The 18646-nt window shown below is 65.0% G+C and carries 23 protein-coding genes; 11 read left to right on the top strand and 12 right to left on the bottom strand.

Annotation, left to right across the window (positions count from 1 at the left end; all coding sequences use genetic code 11):
* Window positions 1-126: 126 nt before the first annotated feature.
* Together V6M50_RS15815 and V6M50_RS15820 are read right to left on the bottom strand one after the other, a co-directional pair.
* Entirely contained in the window at window positions 127-1911 is a 1785-nt protein-coding gene (locus V6M50_RS15815; RefSeq protein WP_332819541.1) for a sensor domain-containing diguanylate cyclase, read from the bottom strand.
* Window positions 1912-1986: 75 nt separating this feature from the next.
* Window positions 1987-2613, bottom strand: coding sequence for a TetR/AcrR family transcriptional regulator (locus V6M50_RS15820; RefSeq protein WP_332819542.1), 627 nt, complete (start codon window positions 2611-2613; stop codon window positions 1987-1989).
* Window positions 2614-2695: 82 nt separating this feature from the next.
* Between V6M50_RS15820 and V6M50_RS15825 the strand changes: the two genes are divergently transcribed.
* Window positions 2696-4138 carry an 8'-apo-carotenoid 13,14-cleaving dioxygenase gene (locus tag V6M50_RS15825; RefSeq protein WP_332819543.1) on the top strand — a complete coding sequence of 481 codons (1443 nt, stop codon included), beginning with the start codon at window positions 2696-2698 and terminating at the stop codon, window positions 4136-4138.
* Here V6M50_RS15825 and V6M50_RS15830 read toward each other — a convergent pair.
* Both V6M50_RS15830 and V6M50_RS15835 read right to left on the bottom strand, forming a co-directional pair.
* The gene (locus V6M50_RS15830) at window positions 4059-4919 is read right to left on the bottom strand and encodes an NTP transferase domain-containing protein (protein ID WP_332819544.1); all 861 of its coding nucleotides are present in this window, start codon (window positions 4917-4919) and stop codon (window positions 4059-4061) included. The two genes, V6M50_RS15825 and V6M50_RS15830, sit on opposite strands and share 80 nt — an antisense overlap.
* On the bottom strand, window positions 4916-5944 hold the full coding sequence (locus V6M50_RS15835) for a D-alanine--D-alanine ligase family protein (RefSeq protein WP_332819545.1): 1029 nt from the start codon (window positions 5942-5944) through the stop codon (window positions 4916-4918). Before V6M50_RS15835 ends, V6M50_RS15830 begins: the two co-directional genes overlap by 4 nt.
* A 319-nt stretch (window positions 5945-6263) precedes the next feature.
* Here V6M50_RS15835 and V6M50_RS15840 point away from each other — a divergent pair, with 319 nt between their 5' ends.
* Window positions 6264-7268: a hypothetical protein gene (locus tag V6M50_RS15840; protein ID WP_332819546.1), complete on the top strand. Its 1005-nt coding sequence runs from the start codon at window positions 6264-6266 to the stop codon at window positions 7266-7268.
* 108 nt (window positions 7269-7376) lie between these two features.
* Here V6M50_RS15840 and rplL read toward each other — a convergent pair whose 3' ends face one another.
* Together rplL and rplJ are read right to left on the bottom strand one after the other, a co-directional pair.
* Window positions 7377-7748 carry a 50S ribosomal protein L7/L12 gene (gene rplL, locus V6M50_RS15845; RefSeq protein ID WP_332819547.1) on the bottom strand — a complete coding sequence of 124 codons (372 nt, stop codon included), beginning with the start codon at window positions 7746-7748 and terminating at the stop codon, window positions 7377-7379.
* Window positions 7749-7806: 58 nt separating this feature from the next.
* Entirely contained in the window at window positions 7807-8322 is a 516-nt protein-coding gene (gene rplJ, locus V6M50_RS15850; RefSeq protein WP_166941561.1) for a 50S ribosomal protein L10, read from the bottom strand.
* 343 nt (window positions 8323-8665) lie between these two features.
* Here rplJ and V6M50_RS15855 point away from each other — a divergent pair, with 343 nt between their 5' ends.
* The 4 genes from V6M50_RS15855 to V6M50_RS15870 all read left to right on the top strand — a co-directional run bounded on the left by V6M50_RS15855 (window position 8666) and on the right by V6M50_RS15870 (window position 10505).
* The gene (locus V6M50_RS15855) at window positions 8666-9088 is read left to right on the top strand and encodes a VOC family protein (RefSeq protein ID WP_332819548.1); all 423 of its coding nucleotides are present in this window, start codon (window positions 8666-8668) and stop codon (window positions 9086-9088) included.
* 111 nt (window positions 9089-9199) lie between these two features.
* The gene (locus V6M50_RS15860) at window positions 9200-9805 is read left to right on the top strand and encodes a PadR family transcriptional regulator (protein WP_443030531.1); all 606 of its coding nucleotides are present in this window, start codon (window positions 9200-9202) and stop codon (window positions 9803-9805) included.
* A gap of 11 nt (window positions 9806-9816) precedes the next feature.
* Window positions 9817-10143 carry a DUF2218 domain-containing protein gene (locus V6M50_RS15865; protein WP_332819549.1) on the top strand — a complete coding sequence of 109 codons (327 nt, stop codon included), beginning with the start codon at window positions 9817-9819 and terminating at the stop codon, window positions 10141-10143.
* 116 nt (window positions 10144-10259) lie between these two features.
* Entirely contained in the window at window positions 10260-10505 is a 246-nt protein-coding gene (locus tag V6M50_RS15870; RefSeq protein WP_443030532.1) for a TFIIB-type zinc ribbon-containing protein, read from the top strand.
* Here the strand turns inward: V6M50_RS15870 and V6M50_RS15875 are convergent, their stop codons facing one another.
* Entirely contained in the window at window positions 10506-11906 is a 1401-nt protein-coding gene (locus V6M50_RS15875; RefSeq protein ID WP_332819551.1) for an amino acid permease, read from the bottom strand.
* Between the two features lie 199 nt (window positions 11907-12105).
* Window positions 12106-12393, bottom strand: coding sequence for a 4a-hydroxytetrahydrobiopterin dehydratase (locus V6M50_RS15880; protein WP_332819552.1), 288 nt, complete (start codon window positions 12391-12393; stop codon window positions 12106-12108).
* A gap of 51 nt (window positions 12394-12444) precedes the next feature.
* On the opposite strand from V6M50_RS15880, the gene V6M50_RS15885 reads away from it, so the two are divergent.
* The 5 genes from V6M50_RS15885 (at window position 12445) to V6M50_RS15905 (ending at window position 15433) form a co-directional block, all read left to right on the top strand.
* The gene (locus V6M50_RS15885) at window positions 12445-12885 is read left to right on the top strand and encodes a metallopeptidase family protein (protein WP_332819553.1); all 441 of its coding nucleotides are present in this window, start codon (window positions 12445-12447) and stop codon (window positions 12883-12885) included.
* Entirely contained in the window at window positions 12882-13466 is a 585-nt protein-coding gene (gene ccmA / locus V6M50_RS15890; RefSeq protein ID WP_332819554.1) for a heme ABC exporter ATP-binding protein CcmA, read from the top strand. The genes V6M50_RS15885 and ccmA overlap by 4 nt, the downstream gene beginning before the upstream one ends.
* 106 nt (window positions 13467-13572) lie before the next feature.
* A complete protein-coding gene (locus tag V6M50_RS15895) occupies window positions 13573-14220 on the top strand; it encodes a heme exporter protein CcmB (protein ID WP_332819555.1) in 648 nt (215 codons plus the stop codon).
* Entirely contained in the window at window positions 14217-14627 is a 411-nt protein-coding gene (locus V6M50_RS15900) for a VOC family protein (RefSeq protein ID WP_332819556.1), read from the top strand. Before V6M50_RS15895 ends, V6M50_RS15900 begins: the two co-directional genes overlap by 4 nt.
* Window positions 14628-15076: 449 nt before the next feature.
* The gene (locus V6M50_RS15905) at window positions 15077-15433 is read left to right on the top strand and encodes a hypothetical protein (protein ID WP_332819557.1); all 357 of its coding nucleotides are present in this window, start codon (window positions 15077-15079) and stop codon (window positions 15431-15433) included.
* 365 nt (window positions 15434-15798) lie between these two features.
* On the opposite strand, the gene rplA is transcribed toward V6M50_RS15905, so the two are convergent.
* The 4 genes from rplA to nusG all read right to left on the bottom strand — a co-directional run bounded on the left by rplA (window position 15799) and on the right by nusG (window position 18615).
* On the bottom strand, window positions 15799-16497 hold the full coding sequence (gene rplA, locus V6M50_RS15910) for a 50S ribosomal protein L1 (protein WP_332819558.1): 699 nt from the start codon (window positions 16495-16497) through the stop codon (window positions 15799-15801).
* Window positions 16498-16501: 4 nt separating this feature from the next.
* Window positions 16502-16933, bottom strand: a complete 432-nt coding sequence (rplK, locus tag V6M50_RS15915) for a 50S ribosomal protein L11 (protein WP_095383380.1) — start codon at window positions 16931-16933, stop codon at window positions 16502-16504.
* Window positions 16934-17097: 164 nt separating this feature from the next.
* Window positions 17098-18027 carry an acyl-CoA thioesterase gene (locus V6M50_RS15920; RefSeq protein WP_332819559.1) on the bottom strand — a complete coding sequence of 310 codons (930 nt, stop codon included), beginning with the start codon at window positions 18025-18027 and terminating at the stop codon, window positions 17098-17100.
* A 51-nt stretch (window positions 18028-18078) separates the two neighbouring features.
* On the bottom strand, window positions 18079-18615 hold the full coding sequence (nusG, locus tag V6M50_RS15925) for a transcription termination/antitermination protein NusG (RefSeq protein ID WP_037516051.1): 537 nt from the start codon (window positions 18613-18615) through the stop codon (window positions 18079-18081).
* Between the last annotated feature and the right edge of the window lie 31 nt (window positions 18616-18646).

The following is an 18646-nucleotide window of genomic DNA, read 5'->3' on the forward strand; positions in this document are numbered from 1 at the left end:
GAGGCTTGTCAGCTTGCTGGCTAGCCGCAGCGGGGTGGGCATGGTCGCCACGTCGCTGCCCACCCCCGACCCCTCCCGCAAGCGGGAGGGGAGAATGATGGCCGCTAACGGTCGTTAGCCGCCCCTTCACGCCGCCATGCGCAGCCGGTTCCGTCCCTCGCGCTTGGCGAGATAAAGCGCCTTGTCGGCGCGGTGGAGCAGTTCCTCGATGTCGGGCTCGCCCTCATAGACGGCCAGGCCGACGCTGATCGTCGCGTTCGGCAGTTCGGTTTCCGCAGCCGTGCCCGTTTCGACCGCCTTGCGAACGCGCTCGGCGACGATTTCGGCGGCCTGCGCGCTCGATCCTTGCAGGATGCAGACGAATTCCTCGCCGCCGATGCGACCGAGCATATCCTCGTCGCGCAGCGCCGCCTTGGCGCGCTGTGCGACACGGCGGATCACGTCGTCGCCCACCGCATGGCCATAGCTGTCGTTGATCCGCTTGAAATGGTCGATGTCGAAAATCGCGACCGCGAGCGGCGCGCCATGTTCGCGCGCACCGGTCAGCGCCTTTTCGAGAAAGCCCAGCGTGTGGCGGCGGTTCGGCAGGCCGGTCAGCATGTCGGTGTTGGCGACCCGTTCCGCCGCGCTGCGCGCCGCCTCGAGAATGCGGGCGTTTTCGACCGTTTCGGTCACATCCTGAACGGTGCCGAAGATGCCGACCGCGACGCCGCCGCGGCCCCTCTCGATCGATCCGTGCGACTTCACATGACGGACCACACCGTCGGAACGGCGGATCCGGCCCTGAAACTCGAAAGGCTGGCCGGTCCGGACCGCCTCTTTCAATATTTTTCGCACCGCGATCTGGTCATCGGGCAAATATTGTTCGACGCTATAGTCCACGCCAACGGGCATTCCGGGTTCCAGCCCGTGGACGCGATAGGCCTGATCCGACCATTGGATCGTCCAGCGCACCAGGTCGACGCGCCAATGGCCCACGAGTGCCGCCGCCTCGGCCTGGAGCAGCCAGCGATTGCTCTGTTCGAGCCGTTTGGCGAGCCGCTGCCGCCCGATCAGCAGCGCCGCGAGCGGCAGCGTCGTGGACAATAAAGTGAGCAGATAGAATTGCAGGAAGAACACCCTGACCTTCGGCGCGCCCTCGATCGCGGCGACCGGCCCATATCCCTGGCCGGTGAGCAAAGACGCGATGACCGTCACGATCAGCATCCCCGCCGCGGCGCCAAAGGGTCCCAGCCGGTAGGCCGCGGCAACAACCGCGATGCAGGGGAGGAATGTCACGGGAAACTGCGACTGCGAAAAGGACAGGATGGTGACCAGCCCGGCCGCGGTCAGGATCGCCGTCGCTTCGGTTTTCGTTCCCGCGGGCGCGTTGCCGAATGCGTTCGTTTTGACCATCCGGGCAAGCATCACGATCGGCGGGGTCACGATCAATATGCCGAGCAGCACGGTCGTCAGCCATGAAAGGAAGAAATCGAGACTCGTTCCAGCCAATGCCCAGGCAAGCGCCGCGCTGACCACACTGGCGGCCAGAGCCGCGATGCAAAAGCTGGCGACGGCGCGCGGCACCATGAACGAGAGCTCACCGGGCTCGCGGCGGCGCAGCAGCCACAGCGCGACCACCGCCTCGCAGACATTCGAGAAAGTAAAGGCAAGGCATGACCAGAGCGGCGCGCCGCCCAAAATATTGGCGGCCAGGCTGGCCGTCACCATGCCGCCGAAAGCGGCGATGCGCGCGCGGGCGGGCATGAACAGCAAGAGCGCGAGAAAATAGCCGCTGGCCGGCCAGATCGCGGCGATATTGTCCGCGCCCTTGGTTGCGTGCAGCGACAGGCTCGCGAGCAGGAAATATCCCACTGCGGTCAGCAGGAACCAAAAGACCGCCTCGACTCTGGGGGACAGCGACCGGGTCATGGAAACCGACTAGCCGAAAAGGGGAAAATAAACCGCAAATATTCTTCGGCTGTCCGTCGGTCCCGATCGCGCGGCCTATCGGATCGCGGCCTTATCGATGCCGCCAAAGGTCAGGCCGACGACCTCCTCGACCATCGTCTCGTCCCACTCGATCCGGCGGTCGAGGATCAGCATCGCGAGGCCGTGTACCAGCGCCCAGGCGTGCAGCGCGGCAGTATCGGGGTCTTCAAGGTGGGGCATCGTCTGCGCGACCCCGGCCCGCAATAAATTATAGCCCACCTCTCCCCCGTCGGCGCCGGGCTCACAGCGTTCGGACATTTGGCGGGTGAAGCTCAACCGGAACACCGCCGGCTCCTCATAGGCAAAGCGGACATAGGCGATGCCCGTCGCCTTGAAACCGGCGTGACCGCCGCCCGCCTTCAGCCACGCCTGCGCCTGCAGCGCGCCGAGCCGGCGCAGCCCTTCGTCGGCGAGCGCATCGAGCAGCGCCTCCTTGTCCGGAAAATGCCGGTACAACGCGGTCGCGCTCACCCCGACATCGCGCGCAAGCGCACGCAAGCCAAGCTCGGCGCCGTCGCCTTGCGCGAGCCGTTCCAACCCTGCCGCGATCACCGCCGCGCGCAGGTCGCCATGATGATAAGCGCCCGCCGCTTTCGCCCCGTCGCTTTTTATGTTGACACTGTTATCTTTGTTCGCCATCATGTTGCCACTGTAAACATATCGAGTCGCCGGCGCAACCCCACGCTGCGCGGCACTTTCGCCAACATCCGTAAGGAGCAACATCATGGCAAGCAACGTCGAAACCCTGATCCGCGGCGCCGTCGCCAAAGGCATCGGCAAGGTCGCCGATTTCAACCGCAAGCGCCTCCCCCGCCCCACCGACGCGCACCCTTTCCTGACCGGCATCCACAAACCGATGACCGAAGAGTTCACGCTCGAGGCGCTCCGCGTCGACGGCGAAATTCCGGCCGCGCTCACCGGCCGCTATCTGCGCAACGGCCCGAACCCGGCCGTCGCGCCCGATCCGGCGAGCTATCACTGGTTCTCAGGCGCCGGCATGGTCCACGGCATCCGCATCGAAGGCGGCAAGGCCGACTGGTATCGCAACCGCTGGGTGCGTGGCAGCGAAGCCTGCGCCGTGCTCGGCGAGGAACTGCCTCCCGGCCCCCGCGCCGATGGCAATGATGCGCCGAACACCAATGTCGTCGGCCTCGCCGGCCGCACTTTCGCCATCGTCGAAGCCGGCGGCAAGCCCGTCGAACTCGATTATGAACTCGGCACGATCGCGCACAACCCCTTCGACGGCACGCTCGCCGGGGCCTTCACCGCGCACCCGCATCACGATCCCTTCACCGACGAGATGCACGCGATCACCTATCGCGGCGACGAACCGAACAAGGTCTGGCACGTCGTGCTCGACAAGGACGCGCACGTCATCCGCGAGCAGGCGATCGCGGTCAGCGACGGCCCGTCGATCCACGACTGCGCGATCACCGAAAATTACGTGCTGGTCCTCGACCTGCCCGTCACCTTCTCGATGAAGATGCTGCTCGCCGGCTATCGCTTTCCCTATGCGTGGAACGACGCGCATCCGGCGCGCGTCGGCCTCCTCGCCAGGACAGGCAGCGGCGACAGCATCATCTGGGTGCCGGTCGAGCCCTGCTATGTCTTCCACCCCGCCAACGCCTATGAAACCGCCGACGGCAAGGTCATCGTCGACGTCGTCGCGCACGAAACGATGTTCGCCGAATCAAAGCGCGGCCCCGACAGCCAGAAATCGCGCATGGAACGCTGGACGATCGATCCGGTCGCCGGCACGACGATCCGCACCGCCATCCACGACCATGCGCAGGAATTCCCGCGTTACGACGAACGGCTGACGACCAAGCCCTATCGCTATATCTATAGCGTGGCGATGCCTGACGGTGAGAGCCTCGAGTGGGCGATGGCGGATACGCGACTATTCCGCCACGATCTGGACCGGCGCGCAACCGACGTTCATGACTTCGGCCCCGGCCGGCACCCCGGCGAGTTCGTCTTTGTGCCGCGCAGCGCCGACGGCGCCGAGGATGACGGGTGGCTCATCGGGCTGGTCGTCGACATGAACGACGAGACGACCGACCTGGTCATCCTCAATGCCGATGATTTTACCGGGTCACCGCAAGCTGTCGTCCACCTGCCGCACCGCGTTCCCCCCGGGTTTCACGGAAACTGGGTCGCCGACTGACAGGGGCGCGGCGCGCCATCAGCGCCTCGGTCACCCGAAGCGAGCGTTCATTGTCGACATCGATTGCCGTCGCCCCGTTGCTGACCAGCAGCGGGGCGACTTCGACGTTCAGCCGGCGCGAAAGACGGCCGAAGATGTGGTGGATCGGCCCCAGCCCGAAACGGAAGCGAAGCAGGTTGATCAGGCCGAACGCCTGCATCACGCGCAGCGGCTTCTTGACGAACTGGCCGCCGCCGCGAAACGCTTCCGCCGCTTTCAAAGCGCCGGGATGCCCGATCCAATAGGCGTTGCAGTTCGACACCGCGACGTCCGAAAACTCGTAAAAGCGCCGCTGGCCTTCGGGATGGACCGCGAGCACATCCTCGCGCCGCGCCAGCGCGACGCCCGCCTCGATATCGAGCCGCGCCGCCTCGGCACCGATCTCGGCGATCGTGTCGGCGGTCAGCAGGCAATTGTCGGCGGTCGTGATGAGGAGCGGAAAGCGCGCCAACCCCGCGGCGGCGAGCACCGAATCCGCCAAATTGTCGGCCGCGGGCAGGACGATCAGGCGGTCGCCGAGCAGATCGACGACCGGATCGTTCAGGTCGGCGAGCAGTGCGGCATGATGCGTCGACACCAATATCCGCTCGGCATCGCTATCCGCCGCGCTATCCAGCACATGCGCGATCATCGGCCGGCCGGCGACGGGAACGAGGCATTTGTCGGCGACGCCATGCGCCTCGGCCAGGGCGTCGACCGCGCCGGGGCGGCGGCCCGCGAGGATCAGGATCGACCCGTTCATGCCGCGACCCGCCGCGCGGCGGCGGGCGCGATCTGGCGCATCATGCTTTCGGCGACGATCGTTTCGATGAGCGCCGAATGGGTGAAGCCCGCAGCGACGGCCGAGCGCGAGAACAGCTTTTCGGACCAGAGGTTGCAGTTCAGATTGACCTCGAGCAGCCGGACGTCGCCGGTCGTGTGATCGACGCGAAACTCGAACCGGCCGTAGTCGAACGGGCGGAATATGTCGGCCATCCGCTTTGTATATTCGACAATCTGCACGGTAATCGCCGGGTCGTCGAACCGCTTGATGCAATATCCGACGTTGCCGACGAGGTCGCGCTTTTCCTGATAGGTGCGAAGCTGGGTCGGGTCGTCTTGTTCGAAGATCATCATCGGCAGCATCGCGGGCTCGCCGCCCAGCGTGATCACCGGCACCTCGATATCGCTGCCGTCGATAAAGGGTTCGACGAGCGCGTCATGGTCGAGGGCATGGATTTCGGCGATCGACCGCGCCAATTCGACGCGGTCGTGCGCGTCGCGGACGCCCCACGAAGCCGAACTGTTGTTCGGCTTGATCACCCAGCGCCGCGCCGGCGGGCAGCGCGACACATCGACCGGCGCGCCGCGGCGGAACAGCGCCCAGGGCGCGGTCGGCACGCCGCGCGCCGCGGCCTCGAGCTTGGTCAGATGCTTGTCGTCGGACAGGCCGCGCACGATCGGCGAGGCGCCGAGATAGGGCAGACCATGCTGGTTGCAGAGCAGGGGCAGCAGCATTTCGGAATTGAAGAAGCCGCCGCGGTTGAGCAGCGGGAAGACGAAGTCGGCGGCGGGCCGATCGAACAGCGCGGCATAGCTGTCGGCGATCAGCAGCTCGATGCCGAGCCCCTCGAGCGTCTCGCGCATCTCGCGGTGATAGAGCGCATGATTGCCATCGTCTGCGTGCAGCCCGCCGGTCCAACGCGCATGCTTGGCGATGAAGAGAAGCCGCTGCGTCTCGCGCAGGCGATCGGGCAGCCGGATCGGCATCAGGTCGGTCGTTTTCATCCGCGCGGCAGACCATGCCAAGGTTGCGTCGCCATGACGAATTGATGACGCGCATGACTCCAAAGCGCAAAACTCCTGTCATTTTCATGCCCTCTGCCCCGGAAAAGCGGGGTCCGCATACCCTTATCGAGCAGCCAGCAACGCGATGCGCCTGACCGCAGAACCGGTCGCTGGTCGCGACAAACGGCACCGGAATCTTCGCCATGCCGTTCGGCGCACACGGCTCATCCCGGAAACGGCGCGGTCCGGGCAGCACTTTGGTCAGGTGGTTCGTTCGTCCTTCACCATGACAAAGAACACCGCCCTCTCCCGCCCCGCCATGAGCGCGATTGCCGCGTTCCTGGCCCTGTCCACGCCCGGCGCTTTTGCGCAGGAAGCCCCCATCACGATGACGCCGCCGGTCGCCACGCCGACGCCGCAGACCCCGCCGACGGTGGCCGAACCGAGCACGGTCGCGCCGGTCGCCACGCCGCAGACCGCACAGCCCCCGGCGCCGAAGCCGGTCATCCGCGTGCCGCTGGAGATCGCGCCCGAAACCACCGCCCCGGCGCCCAAGGCGGCCGAACGCGCCGCAGCCCCGGCGCGCGCCGAACGCACGGCGCAGCGCGCACGGCCGATAGCCGCCGCTCCGGTCGCGGCATCCGCCGTAACGCCCGCCGCCGAGGCTCCGGCGCTCGTGGAGGCAACGCCAATCGCTGTCCCTGTGATGGCACCCGCCGAAACGGTTGTCGAAGCCGCGCCGCTGCCCGCCGAAGCGGCGAGCACGACCGGCAGCGATTTCCCGTGGGAGATCGCAGGCGGTGCAGCCGCGCTGTTGATCGTCGGCGGTGCGGGCCTCGCCTTTGCACGCCGCCGCCGCACGGCGGACGAGGTGGACGAGGAAGTGCCCGTCTACGGATATGAGCGCGCGCCCGCCCCCGCCGCCGAACCTGCGACTGCCCAGGCATCGCAGCAGTGGATCACCCCCGCCTACGCCCCGCCGCGCGAGGAAACCGTCGTGGCACGCACCGTCCCGGCTTTTGCCGCGACGCCGAGCGGCAGCATGGGACGTCACGAGGCCATGGCGATCGCTGGCCCGACCGACGACAATCCCTTCGCGACGCTGAACAAACGCCTGAAGCGTGCGCGCTTCCTCGATCAACAGGAACGCGTCGCCTATGACGAAACGCTCGGCGCACAGAAAGACATGACCCGCAAGCCGGTCAGCGCATGGGAAATCGCCCAACGCCCCGCCCCGGCGATGCACGAGCAGGACGTTCGCCGTGCCGAACCGGCACGCGTTCGCACCACCGCCAACTTCCGTCCGGGATATTCCAGCAACTAGGCGGTGGTCCCCTCATCGCATGAAAAAAAGGGCGGCGCCTCGCGGCACCGCCCTTTTCTTTATCGCTGGAACCCGGCCGGACGAACCGGCCGGACCTTCGCAAACTGATTACTTCAGTTCGACGGTGCCGCCGGCAGCGAGAATCTTGGCCTTCAGCTCTTCGGCTTCCGCCTTGTTCACGCCTTCCTTGACGGCCTTCGGCGCGCCTTCGACGAGCGCCTTGGCTTCGCCAAGACCCAGGCCGGTGATCGCGCGGACTTCCTTGATGACGTTGATCTTGTTGCCGCCGTCACCCGTCAGGATGACGTCGAATTCGGTCTGCTCTTCAGCAGCCGGGCCAGCAGCGGCAGCAGCCGGAGCGGCAGCAACAGCAGCAGCAGCCGAAACGCCCCACTTTTCTTCGAGCAGCTTCGACAGGTCAGCCGCTTCGAGGACGGTCAGCGACGACAGTTCTTCAACGATCTTTGCAAGATCAGCCATGTTCATTCTCCATCAGAACCGGGATGTCCCGGCAGTAAGTTTCAGGTTTAGTTCGAAATCACGCTGCTTCTTTGGCGGCATATGCGCCAAAAACCCGCGCCAACTGGCCCGCCGGAGCTGCGGCAATCTGCGCAACCTTGGTGGCCGGAGCCTGCACCAGACCGATGATCTTGGCGCGGAGCTCGTCGAGCGAGGGAAGCGAAGCAAGCGCTTTGACGCCATTCACGTCGAGGACCACGTCGCCCATGCCGCCGCCAACGATTTCAAGTTTGTCGTTGGTCTTGGCAAATTCCACGGCGATCTTTGCAGCCGAGACCGGATCGGTCGAGGTTGCAAGGGCCGTGGGACCGGTCAGCAGTTCGCCGATACCGGTGTAGGACGTGCCATCGAGCGCGATTTTGGCAAGACGGTTCTTCGTGACGCGAAAGTCGGCCCCTGCATCGCGCATCTGCTGGCGCAGCACCGTCGACTGAGCGACGGTCATGCCGAGGTTGCGGACGACCACAACAGCAGCAGCTGATCCCAGCGTAGCGTTCAGCGAGGATACGGCTTCGGCCTTTTCCGTACGATCCATGCCTATACTCCACTCATCTGCCCGGATGCGCACGCGCCGAAACGCATGGAGCCGCCGGGCGGCTAACACACGCAAAGACAGACGCGAGCCAAGGCTCGCCTGCATTTGCGCAACGATGTCCGATGGGGTCGGTCAAGACGCGTCGCCTGATTGAACAGGCGGGCGACCGAAAAAGACTGTTCCCCGTCTCGGCTGGAAATTAAGAAGGGCAAATCCCCTTCACCAACTGTCTCGGACGGAATTGCCGCGGCCGGAGCCTTGGCAACACGGGGGCGCTAATAGCGTTGATGGCGGCGAAGTCAAGGTGCGATGGCCGCGCTGCCGAGCGAGGAAGGACATGGGCATGCAGCAACAAATCTCTGTGGTCACACTGGGGGTCTCCGGCATCGGCCGGTCGCGGCGCTTCTATGTCGAGGGATTCGGCTGGACGCCGGTGTTCGAGAATGACGAAGTCGTCTTCTACCAAATGAACGGATTGATGTTGGGAACCTGGTCGCGAACGGCGCTGGAGGCCGATATGCTCCGGCCCGGCGGCAGCGCACCCGGCGCCGTATCGATCGCCCATAACGTTCGCGCAAAGGACGATGTCGCGCCGCTCATCGAACAGCTCGCAAGCGCGGGCGGGCAGATCCTTCGGGCCGCCGATGCGCCGCCGCATGGCGGCTTTCGCGGCTATGTTGCCGACCCGGATGGTCATGCGTGGGAGATCGCGTGGAACCCTGCGTGGGCGATCGACGAACGGGGCCATGTGACCTTCGGCACCTGATCGAAAGCGGCGGAAGTTTGCGAAAGTGCCGCGGAGCGTGCAGTCGCCCCTTGCAAAGTTCGTTTTAAGATATATCTTAGACGCATCTAGAATCACTCTAAGGAACGAATAATGATATTCTATGCGAAAATGGAAGGCCGCGGTTGCGGCGGGCGGCGGGCGATGCACCGCGGCGGACGCGGCTTTGGCCATGGGTTCGGGCACGGCTTTGGCGGCGGTGGCCGGCGCGGCGGTGGCCGGGGCGAGCGCGGCGAGCGGCGCCGGATGTTCGACGGCGGCGAATTGCGGCTCGTACTGCTCAAGCTGATCGCCGACGAACCGCGCCACGGTTATGACCTGATCCGCCAGATCGAGGAACTCACCGGCGGCACCTATGCGCCGAGCCCGGGCGTCATCTATCCGACGCTGACGATGCTCGACGACATGGGCCTGATCGAAGCGCAGCAGAGCGACGGCGCGAAGAAGTTGTTCGCGATCACCGACGCCGGACGCGCCGAACTCGACGCCAATAGCGAAATCGTCGAAGCCGCGATCGCCCGCCTGACCGCGGTCGGCGAGGAAACGCAGCGCACCGATTCGGCCTCGGTCCGCCGCGCGATGGGCAATCTGCGCCAGGTTCTGATGAACCGGCTGGGCGACCGCGATCTCGACAATGCGGCGCTGCACGACATCGTCGCGCTGATCGACGAAGCGGCGCAAAAGATCGAGCGACTGTAAGGAGCGAAAGCATGACGGCTTCATCGACGGCGCGCGTGCCGACGGCGCACGCGAGCAAATATCTGCAACAGCTGTGCAAGCATTGGCAGCATAATCTCGCGGTCGAGTTCACCGCCGATCATGGCACCGTGACCTTTCCCAAGGACGCGCGCGGGGCCGACTGGCCGGGCGATGCGCTGGTGACCTTCGATGCCGGGCCCGACGCGCTGTCGGTCCGCATTGATGCCAGCGTCGGCGAGCAACTCACCGGATTGGAGGGCGCGGTCGCGCGTCACCTCGACCGCTTCGCCTTTCGCGAGGCGCCTTTGCCCTTCGACTGGCAGCCGGTATCAACCTGACGGAACGCCGCGCGCGCATGCCGCGTTAGGCGCTCACGAACCTCCCCTTTAGGAAAGGAATATCTGTGACCGAGCCCCAAGGCCTGCTTTGCCCGACTTGCCGCGTGAATTTGACGATGTCGGAACGTCAGGGGATCGAGATCGACTATTGCCCGCAATGCCGCGGCGTCTGGCTCGATCGCGGCGAGCTCGACAAGATCATCGAGCGCAGCGAAGCCGCGAGCGCGCCTGCCCCCGCACCGCGCGCATCGGCTCCGCCGCCGCCGCCGGCCCAGCCGCAATATCGCGACGACGACCGGCATTATGGCAAGCCGTACAAGAAGAATTACAAGAAGAGCTTCCTCAGCGAATTGTTCGACTGATCACCCGATGACGGCATGTCGGCGGGCGTAGAGGAAATAAACGCCGAGTCCGCCGACATTCCAGATCAGGAACCAGAGCTGGGTCTGCGCCGGCAGGCTGAAGAACAGATAGATGCAGCCGAGCACCGCGATGCCGCCAACCACCCAGGGTAGCGGCGCGCGGAAGGTGCGCGGGGCATCGGGCGCGCGGCGGCGCATGATCAGCATGCAGATCGACACGGCAGTGAAAGCGGCCAGCGTGCCGGCGTTTGCGAGCGCGGCCAGTTCGCCCAGCGGGATGAAGCCGGCAAGCACCGCGACGACAAGCGCGGTGAAGATCGTGATCCGCACCGGCGTTCCGCGCGACGACAGCTTGGCGAGGCTCGCGGGCAGCAGCCCGTCGCGCGCCATGGTGAAGAAGATGCGGCTCTGCCCATAGAAGAAGGCGAGGATGACCGTCGGCAGCGCGATGATCGCCGAGACGGCGAGATATTGCGCCGCGAGCGGGCTGCCGAGTTCGCGCAGGATCAGCGCGAGCGGTTCGGGGCTGTTGGCGAAGCGGGTGTAGGCGATTGCGCCCACCGCGGCGACCGCGACGGCGATATAGATGATCACGCAGGCGACCATCGATCCGACGATCCCGATCTTCAAATCGCGGTCGGGATTCTTGGCTTCCTCGGCGGCCGTCGCAATCGCATCGAAGCCGTAGAAAGCGAAGAAAATGATCGCCGCCGCCGCCATCACCCCGCGCTCCACCCCATCGGGGCCCATATGCTTGGCAAAGCCGTAGGGGCTGAAGGGTTCGAGATTCGCGGCATTGAAGGCGGGAAGCGCGACCGCGACGAAGACGACCAGCGCAACGATTTTGACGAGCACGAGGATGGCGTTGAGCGTCGCGCTTTCGCGCGTACCCACGAGCAGCAGCCCCGCGACCACCGCGATGATCGCGATCGCCGGCAGGTTGACGACGCCGCCCAGTTCGGGCCCCTGCATCAGCGCCATCGGCGCGCCCATCCACGCCTGAAGCAAGGGCGCGGCATAGCCCGACCAGCCCACCGCGACCGCGCTGACGACGAGCGAATATTCGAGGATCAGGCTCCACCCGACAATCCAGGCGAGCAGCTCGCCGATCACCACATAGGAGTAGGTATAGGCGCTGCCCGAAGCGGGGATCATCGTCGCCATTTCGGCGTAGGCGAGCGCCGCGCACGCGCAAATCAGGCCCGCGATGCCGAAAGAGAGGATGACCGCGGGACCTGCCTTGTCGGCGCCGACCCCGATCAGCGTCAGGATACCGGTCCCGACGATCGCCCCGACACCAAGCGCGATGAGGTGCGGCCAGCCGAGCGTCCGCGCCAGCGCCTGCTGTCCCTCCCGCTGTTCCGGAACGATCGGTTTGCGGCGGAACAGGCTGTCGGTCATGCGGTGGGCTCCCCTTTGTGCTTTGCGCTGCTTGTAAGGGAGTGACGCGTCAGCGCAAGATAACAACAAATGCATCGTTCCCGTGTCCCCGGTTCCCCGGCGAAAGCCGGGGTCCATGCAACGTCGCAATGGATCCCGGCTTTCGCCGGGAAACAGCTTGTTCGCTGGGTTCCCGCTTTCGCGGGAATGACGAACAAGATTAGAGCAATGCCTCGATCGCTTCCGCCAGTTTCGCATCGCGCTCGGACAATCCATCGGCGTCGTGCGTCGTGAGCAAGATGTCGACGCGGTTATAGACGTTCGACCATTCGGGGTGATGGTCCATCTTTTCGGCGAGAATCGCGACGCTGGTCATGAAACCGAATGCCTGCGCGAAATCGGCGAATTTGAAGCGGCGGGTGATCGCGTCGCGCGTCGGTTCGTGCGCCCAATCGGGAAAGCGGGCGAGCAGCGCGGTGCGCGCATCGTCGTCGAGTTTCTGGACCATGATATATCTCCCGCTGGCCAAGGCGCCGCGCCCGCCATAAGGAAGGGCGCGATGAGCGACAAGCCCGCCCTTCCCGACTTGCCCCCCGACTTGCCTGCCGGCTGGACCGGCGGCGCGCCCGACGCCGACGCGCTGTTCGCGATGGCCGAGGCGGCGCTGGCGACGATGCCCGCGGTGTTTGCGCCGCATATCGCCGGCGTGGTGATCGCGATCGAAGAGTTCGCCGACGACGAGACGCTCGCGTCGCTCGACATCGAGCATCCCTATGAACTCACAGGCCTCTACGAAGGCCGCCCGCTGACCGAGCGCAGCGTCGACCAGAGCGGCGGCATGCCCGACCGCGTCACCCTCTATCGCATCCCGATTCTCGTCGAATGGATCGAGACCGGCGAGCGCCTCGACGGGCTGGTGCGTCATGTGCTGATCCACGAAATCGGCCATCATTTCGGCTATTCGGACGATGATATGCACGCGCTGGAAGACATGGCGTGACGGCATTGCTGCGGCTGGGCGATGTCGCGTGCATCCGCGGCGACCGGCTGGTCTTCGAAAATCTGTCGCTGACGCTGAGGGCGGGCAGCGCGCTGTGGCTGCGCGGACCGAATGGCGCGGGCAAGTCGAGCCTGATCCGCCTTGCCGCCGGGTTGCTCCGTCCCGCCGCGGGGACGGTCGAGCGCCATGGGCGCTGCGCATTGATCGACGAGGCGGCGGCGCTCGACGCCGAACTGCCGCTGCGCCGCGCGCTCGATTTCTGGGCGCGGGTCGATACCGTCGACGGCCACACGGTCGACCGCGCGATGGACGAGATGGCGCTGGCGCCGCTCGCCGAAGTTCCCGTATCGATGCTCTCGACCGGCCAGCGCAAGCGCGCCGCGATGGTCCGCGTCGTCGCCTCGGGCGCGCCGATCTGGCTGCTCGACGAGCCCGCGAACGGCATGGACGATGCGGCGCGGGCGCGGCTCGTCGCGGCCATCGTCAAGCATCGCGCGAATGGCGGGGCAGTGTTGCTCGCGTCGCATTTTGCGCTCGGCATCGACGATCTCGCCGAACTCGACATGGGGGCTTTGACATGATTGCCCTTCCCATTCGTCATTGCGAGCGAAGCGAAGCAATCCAGAGCGGCCTACGCTACCCTGGATTGCCGCGTCGCTTCGCTCCTCGCAATGACGGGGAGGCTAAATGACCGCGCTCATCGCCCTGTTCTGGCGCGACCTCCGGCGTGCGTGGGGCAGCGGGGCGCTGTGGCTACCCGTGCTGTTCTTCCTGCTCGTTGCGACGGCTTTTCCCTTTGCCGTCGGGCCGGACGCACCCTTGCTGAAGCGCGCCGGCGGCGGGATGGTGTGGGTCGCCGCGCTGCTCGCGGCCTTGCTGCCGATCGACCGGCTGGTGCGGCCCGACCGCGATACGGGCGTGCTCGACCAGCTCGCGGTGCGCGGCATGGCCGACGAGGTCGTCGCAGCGGTGAAGATCGCCGCGCATGCGATCGGTTTCGGCCTGCCGCTGATGATCGCGCTGTTCCCGGCCGCGGCCTTGCTCGCGCAGGACGCCGGACGGGTCGAGTTGCTCGCGACCGGGATCGCCATCGCCATCCCGGCGCTCGCCTCGCTCGCGGTGCTGAGCGCCGCGCTGACCGCGAGCCATAAGGGCGGCAGCGCCATCGGCGGGCTGCTCGTCCTGCCGCTCGCGGTGCCGATGCTGATCTTTGGCGCGGGGATGCTCGATCCGTCGGGGCGCGGCGCAATCAAACTGCTCGGCGCGACGAGTTTGCTGCTGACGGTGATCGGGCCGTTTGCGGCGGGCGCTGCGCTGCGGGGGCTGCGCGAATGACGCGCCAGTCGCTCGCGCATATCGCGCTCGTCGTCCGCGATTATGACGAGGCGATCGATTTCTATGTCGGGACGCTGGGTTTCACGCTCGTTGCCGACGACTATCAGCCCGAGCAGGACAAGCGCTGGGTGCTCGTCGCGCCGCCGGGCAATCCGCCGGGCGGGACAACGATCCTGCTGGCACGTGCCGCCAATGAAGAACAGGCGAAGTTTATCGGTGACCAAGCCGGCGGGCGCGTCTTCCTGTTCCTGCAGACCGACGATTTCCGGCGCGACTATCAGCAGATGCTCGATAGGGGCGTGCGGATCGAACGCGAGCCGCTGGAGGCCGATTATGGCACGGTGGCGGTGTTCCTCGACCTCTATGGCAACAAGTGGGATTTGATCGAGTTTCGCCGATCGCAATGACCGCTATCGACCGGTTGCGGACACGTTCTAATTGCCATACGTCTTCGAGAACGACGTCTGGGGTGATCTCAAGAGTGACTTGGCTGAAACGATACCACGATCGACTCATAACTGAGATGGAGCGCGACCCGCCGTGGAGCGGGTACGGTAAACTGGAATGTCTATGGCCGATTTTTTTGGGCGGAGGCATCATGTTTGCGTTCGAATATGCAACCGGGCTCACTGTGCATAACACGTTTTGGGCTGTGCCATTTTTGCTGCCCGGTGTGGTCTGGTATCTTTACCTCACGAAACGCTTTGTGCTCACGCTCGCCCGGCAGTTGCGATCGCCGCGAGCCTAAGTTTGCCTCGTCAGCTTTCACCCCGTTTTTGCCGTTCGGCGCTATTCGGGACACGATGGCAGAAAGCGACCGATTGCGGACAATGCTCCTCAGAGCTATTCGTGGCGAATGGCAACAAAGCTGGAATGGTTTCCGACGCATGGCTTGATTAGCGGGCTGACTTTTCAATTCGCCGAAGGGCACTGGCCGGGGGAGATTGGTGCCGGAATAGCTCTCAATTGGGATGCATTCGACCTGATTGAACCAGTCTTGGCATCATCTTGCGCTGAATGGACACCGATGCACAGATATGGGCCGCTGGAGCTTTCGGCGCCTTGTCTCAAGCTCATGGTTGACGGGTTGCAACAGCCAGACCCCAATGGTCGCGAGTTTCCGGCTCAGGAAAAGGAGCTTCGCTCTTACCTCGCAGGTTGGTTGACAGAGCGTTTGGACGCCCAGAAGATTGTCTCCTTCCTTGGCGTTTGAACGCCAGCTCTCCACCCCAAAGCAGGCATCGCCTTCAAATAAGCCTTTCCTACATTATCCGGCCGTGCCAGCCTTCGTCCCTGCTCTTTCATTTGGTGGATAAAAGCGGCCGCTACCCGACTTGCCGGGCGCCCACGGCGGGGCGTGCCGGACGCGTCCAGCCCGCTGCGAGGTCCCAATCGGGCGATGCACAGGGCTGAACTTTCCTGAACTTTGGAATATCACGCGGCCCTTGCGCCGACCGGATCCCGGATCCAACCCGGGATGACGAAAAAAGGCCATGGCGGTTCACTGCCCCCAAACCCGCCCATAAGAAAAGGGCCGAGGTTTCCCCCGGCCCTTCCCTAACTCAGTGCCGATCGAAATCAGGCGCCGGTGACGTCGGCCGTATCGACCTTCACACCCGGGCCCATCGACGACGACAATGCGACCTTGCGGACATATTTGCCCTTCGCGCCGGCCGGCTTCGCCTTGACGATCGCGTCGACGAAGGCGTCGAAGTTCTGGCGGAGCTTTTCTTCGCCGAACGACAGCTTGCCGATGCCGGCGTGGATGATCCCGGCCTTTTCGACGCGGAATTCGATCTGACCACCCTTGGCGGCCTTCACGGCTTCGGCGACGTTCGGGGTCACGGTGCCCAGCTTCGGGTTCGGCATCAGGCCCTTCGGACCCAGCGTCTTGCCGAGGCGGCCGACGATGCCCATCATGTCCGGCGTCGCGATGACGCGGCCATAGTCGAGGTTACCCGCGAGCATGTCTTCCATCAGGTCTTCGGCACCGACCTTGTCGGCGCCGGCGGCCAGCGCCTTGTCGGCATTGTCGCCGCGCGCGAACACGGCAACCTTGACGTCCTTGCCGGTGCCGGCGGGGAGCGTCACGACGCCGCGGACCATCTGGTCGGCGTGGCGCGGATCGACACCCAGGTTCATCGCGATTTCCAGCGTTTCGTCGAACTTGGTCGAAGCCAGTTCGCGAACCGTCTTGATCGCTTCGTCGACGGCGTGAAGCTTCAGCGCGTCAACCTTGCCCTCGAGGGCCTTCTGCTTCTTGGTCAGCTTTGCCATCGGTTCAGCCCTCCGTCACTTCGAGGCCCATCGAGCGGGCGCTGCCTTCGATGATCTTCGTCGCCTGTTCGATGTCGTTGGCGTTGAGATCCTTCATCTTGATCTCGGCGATTTCGGCGAGCTTCGAGCGCGCGATCTTGCCACCGCTGATCTTGCCCGGCTCCTTCGAACCCGACTTCAGGTTCGCGGCCTTCTTGATCAGGTACGTCGCCGGCGGCGTTTTCGTGACGAACGAAAAGCTCTTGTCGGCATAGACGGTGATGATGGTCGGGGTCGGCGTGCCCTTGTCCATGGAATCGGTCGCGGCGTTGAACGCCTTGCAGAATTCCATGATGTTCACGCCGCGCTGGCCGAGTGCCGGCCCGAGCGGCGGCGAGGGGTTTGCGGTCCCTGCCGGTACCTGCAGCTTGATGTAGCCGCTAATCTTCTTAGCCATGATGGCCTCCTATCTTTCTGTCGCCCCGGACTTGATCCGGAGCTCAAAATTAGCGGTCGAACAGAAGGGCATCACCCCTTCCTCCCGCGCGGGATCACGCCCTTATCTGACGCGAAGCGGCGCCCATAAGCGCAAATCGGCGAAGAAACAAGCCTTTTGGCTGGTCAGGCGGGCGGCGTGAAGCGCACGAGCCCTTCCTGCACGGCGGTTGCGATCAGCGTGCCGTCCTGCCGATAGATCGAGCCGCGGCACAGCCCGCGATCGCCCCCGGTCCACGGGCTGTCCATCACGAAGACGAACCAGTCGTCGACGCGGACCGGCCCATGAAACCACATCGCATGGTCGAGGCTGGTCGTGAACATGCCCGGCGTCCAGAAATTGATCCCGTGCGGCAGCATCGCCGACGACAAGAGGCCCATGTCGGACGCAAACGCCAGAAAGGCGCGGTGGAGCAGCGGATCGTCGCCGATCGGCGCCGCGGCGCGGAACCACTGATAATGCTGCGTCGCGCCCTCCGATGGCGGCGGGCGATAGCTGCGGACCTCGAACGGCCGGCGGCGCGCCATATGCGCAAGCTGCCGGTCGGAGATGTTCGGGTCGGCGGCAATGAAATCGGTGAAGTCCCAGCACGCCTCGGGCGGCAGCAAATCGGGCATCGGCACCTGATGCGACAGCCCCGTCGCCGGAAGCTGGAACGAGGCGGTCAGGTTGAAAATGACCTTGTCATTCTGCCGTACCACGACGCGGCGATTGGCGAAGCTGCGCCCGTCGAAGTCGCGGTGGACGCGGAAATGCAGCGGCTTGGTCTCGTCGCCGCCGCGCAGGAAATAGGCGTGGAGCGAATGGACCTGCTTGTCCGGATCGACGGTGCGCGCCGCAGCGATCATCGCCTGCGCGATCACCTGCCCGCCGAAAATGCGTTCACGCGCCGTCGTGGGAAGCGCGGGGTAAGTGAATTCGTCGTCGGGCCCGGCGGGTTCGAGGTCGAACAATCGCGCCACGGCGCCGACGACCTTGTCGGCGGTGACACCGTCGTTGATCGCCCGGGCTTGCTCGATGCGCGCCTGAATCTGTTCGGGGGTGAGTTCGCCCACGATGTCAGCCAGCCCCCTGCCCCGCCATCCCGGCGAAAGCCGGGGTGGCGCTTATTTGAAGCGTTCGACCTGTTCGAAATCGAGCTCGACCGGCGTCGCGCGACCGAAGATCGACACCGACACCTTGACGCGCGCCTTTTCGAAATCGAGTTCCTCGACCAGCCCGTTGAAGCTGGCGAAGGGACCGTCGAGCACCTTGACCTGGTCGCCGATTTCGTAATCGACGCGGATTTCCTGCTTCGGACGGGCTGCGGCCTCTTCCTTGCTGTTCAGGATGCGCGCGGCTTCGGCTTCGCTGATCGCCTGCGGCTTGCCCATCGAACCGAGGAAGCCCGTGACCTTCGGCGTGTTCTTGACGAGGTGATAGACATCGTCGGTCATCGTCAGCTTGGCGAGAACATAGCCCGGGAAGAATTTGCGCTCGGCCTGGACCTTCTTGCCGCGCTTCACCTCGGTCACCGTTTCGACCGGCACTTCGACCGCCTCGACGAAATCGGTGAGGCCCATGCGTTCGGCTTCGGAAAGCACCGAATCGCGAACCTTGTTCTCGAAACCCGAATAGGCGTGAATGATGTACCAGCGCGCCATGTGTATCCGTATCCTGTCCCTGTAACCGCGG

The organism is Sphingopyxis sp. (assembly GCF_036675685.1).
Classification (GTDB): domain Bacteria; phylum Pseudomonadota; class Alphaproteobacteria; order Sphingomonadales; family Sphingomonadaceae; genus Sphingopyxis.

Bases quoted from the DNA above. Each gene is read 5' to 3' on its own strand.
- V6M50_RS15840 (WP_332819546.1), top strand. From the start codon at position 6,264: ATGAGCGCGATTGCCGCGTTCCTGGCCCTGTCCACGCCCGGCGCTTTT.
- V6M50_RS15835 (WP_332819545.1), bottom strand. From the start codon at position 5,944: ATGAAAACGACCGACCTGATGCCGATCCGGCTGCCCGATCGCCTGCGC.
- nusG (WP_037516051.1), bottom strand. From the start codon at position 18,615: ATGGCGCGCTGGTACATCATTCACGCCTATTCGGGTTTCGAGAACAAG.
- V6M50_RS15855 (WP_332819548.1), top strand. From the start codon at position 8,666: ATGCAGCAACAAATCTCTGTGGTCACACTGGGGGTCTCCGGCATCGGC.
- V6M50_RS15885 (WP_332819553.1), top strand. From the start codon at position 12,445: ATGAGCGACAAGCCCGCCCTTCCCGACTTGCCCCCCGACTTGCCTGCC.
- rplK (WP_095383380.1), bottom strand. From the start codon at position 16,933: ATGGCTAAGAAGATTAGCGGCTACATCAAGCTGCAGGTACCGGCAGGG.
- V6M50_RS15870 (WP_443030532.1), top strand. From the start codon at position 10,260: ATGTCGGAACGTCAGGGGATCGAGATCGACTATTGCCCGCAATGCCGC.
- V6M50_RS15895 (WP_332819555.1), top strand. From the start codon at position 13,573: ATGACCGCGCTCATCGCCCTGTTCTGGCGCGACCTCCGGCGTGCGTGG.
- V6M50_RS15900 (WP_332819556.1), top strand. From the start codon at position 14,217: ATGACGCGCCAGTCGCTCGCGCATATCGCGCTCGTCGTCCGCGATTAT.
- V6M50_RS15905 (WP_332819557.1), top strand. From the start codon at position 15,077: ATGGCAACAAAGCTGGAATGGTTTCCGACGCATGGCTTGATTAGCGGG.
- V6M50_RS15825 (WP_332819543.1), top strand. From the start codon at position 2,696: ATGGCAAGCAACGTCGAAACCCTGATCCGCGGCGCCGTCGCCAAAGGC.
- V6M50_RS15860 (WP_443030531.1), top strand. From the start codon at position 9,200: ATGATATTCTATGCGAAAATGGAAGGCCGCGGTTGCGGCGGGCGGCGG.
- V6M50_RS15875 (WP_332819551.1), bottom strand. From the start codon at position 11,906: ATGACCGACAGCCTGTTCCGCCGCAAACCGATCGTTCCGGAACAGCGG.
- rplA (WP_332819558.1), bottom strand. From the start codon at position 16,497: ATGGCAAAGCTGACCAAGAAGCAGAAGGCCCTCGAGGGCAAGGTTGAC.
- V6M50_RS15880 (WP_332819552.1), bottom strand. From the start codon at position 12,393: ATGGTCCAGAAACTCGACGACGATGCGCGCACCGCGCTGCTCGCCCGC.
- V6M50_RS15830 (WP_332819544.1), bottom strand. From the start codon at position 4,919: ATGAACGGGTCGATCCTGATCCTCGCGGGCCGCCGCCCCGGCGCGGTC.
- rplJ (WP_166941561.1), bottom strand. From the start codon at position 8,322: ATGGATCGTACGGAAAAGGCCGAAGCCGTATCCTCGCTGAACGCTACG.
- rplL (WP_332819547.1), bottom strand. From the start codon at position 7,748: ATGGCTGATCTTGCAAAGATCGTTGAAGAACTGTCGTCGCTGACCGTC.
- V6M50_RS15815 (WP_332819541.1), bottom strand. From the start codon at position 1,911: ATGACCCGGTCGCTGTCCCCCAGAGTCGAGGCGGTCTTTTGGTTCCTG.
- V6M50_RS15820 (WP_332819542.1), bottom strand. From the start codon at position 2,613: ATGATGGCGAACAAAGATAACAGTGTCAACATAAAAAGCGACGGGGCG.
- V6M50_RS15865 (WP_332819549.1), top strand. From the start codon at position 9,817: ATGACGGCTTCATCGACGGCGCGCGTGCCGACGGCGCACGCGAGCAAA.